Below are 1,354 nucleotides of genomic sequence, written 5' to 3'. Positions count from 1 at the left end.
CGGCCGTCTGGGGCGAGGTCCTCGGCGTACTGCTCGACCGGCCAGGCGTAGGCCCGCTTGCCGGCAGCGAGGACGGCGTCGAGTTTGTTGGAGGCCAGCTCGTCGGGCGAGACGATGCGGAAGTCCCGCCGGCCCTCCGTCCGGCGTACGAGAGCGGTCAGCCATTCGGCGAGCACCCGGTTGGGGCTCGCCTCCCGTGACCCGGGGCCTTCGGGGAGGTCCACCGCGTACGACGCGAGGTCCGGCAGGTCCAGCGGCTCGCGCAGCCGGCCGCCGTCGCCCGCGGGCCGCATACCGATCCGGCGCGTGCCACCCGGCACGGCGGCGAGTACGTCCGCGACGGGACGGCCGTCTTCGTCGAACAGATCCTCCGGCCGGTAGGAGCGCAGCCACCCCTCCAGGGCCGCCAGCTGCCCGGGGTCGTCGTGGACGTTGTCCAGCGGCACCTGGTGGGCGTGGAAGGTGCCCTCCAGCGGCTGCCCGTCGACCTGCTCGGGGGCACCCTGTCCCTTCAGACTGCGCAGTATGATCATCGGCCACGCCGGGCGAACGGGACGGTCGCCCTTCCTGGCCGCGCCCTGGATCGCGCGGATGGCGGTGTGCGCGTCACGGACGGCGTCGGCCACTGGGTCGCCGCTCACCGGACCGGTCACGTCCACGATCCGCGGATCCCAGCCGTAGCCGCGGAAGAGGTCGGTCAGTTCCTCGTCGGACATGGTGGCGAACAGCGTGGGAGAGGAGATCTTGTAGCCGTTCAAGTGCAGCACGGGCAGGACGGCTCCGCAGGTCACCGGGTCGAGGAACTTCGGTGAGTGCCAGGCGCCGGCCGTCGGCCCCGTCTCGGCCTCGCCGTCACCGACGATGCAGGCCACCAGCCGGTCCGGGGCGTCCAGCGCGGCGCCGAATGCGGTGGCCAGCGCGTAGCCGAGTTCCCCGCCCTCGTGGATCGTGCCCGGCACCGCCGGGGACAGATGGCTGGGGAACCCGTCGGGGGCGCAGTAGCGACGGGCCAGTTCGGTCAGCCCCGTCTCGTTCCGGGCGAGCGCGGCGTCGTACTCCTCGTGCGTCCCCTCCAGCCACAGGTTCGCGTGGTTGGCCGGGGCGCCGTGGCCGGGGCCGGTCACCAGCAGCACGTCGGTGTCCCGCTCGCGGACGAGCGTGTTGAGCGCCGCGTACACCATGGTGATACCGGGGCACGACCCCCAGTGGCCCAGCAGCCTGGGCTTGAGGTGTTCGGGGCGCAGCGGCTCGCGAAGCAGCACGTTGCCGCGCAGGTAGATCAGGGCAGCGGCCACGTAATCGGCTGCTCGCCGGTATGCCGAACCATCCTGGTGTGCCGGGCTCATGCTGACGG

Annotated in this window: 1 protein-coding gene; it reads right to left on the bottom strand. The window is 72.5% G+C overall.

Annotated features, from left to right (window positions below; translation table 11 throughout):
- Positions 1 to 1,295, bottom strand: a 1,295-nt coding sequence (locus AB0L74_RS34810) for a thiamine pyrophosphate-dependent enzyme (RefSeq protein ID WP_365661635.1), incomplete at its 3' end; no start/stop codon positions are given.
- Positions 1,296 to 1,354: the final 59 nt, after the last annotated feature.

The organism is Streptomyces sp. NPDC052020 (assembly GCF_040680575.1).
Taxonomy (GTDB): domain Bacteria; phylum Actinomycetota; class Actinomycetes; order Streptomycetales; family Streptomycetaceae; genus Streptomyces.
Note: the sequence above shows the minus strand (reverse complement) of the source record. Positions and strands in the feature narration are given on the sequence as shown.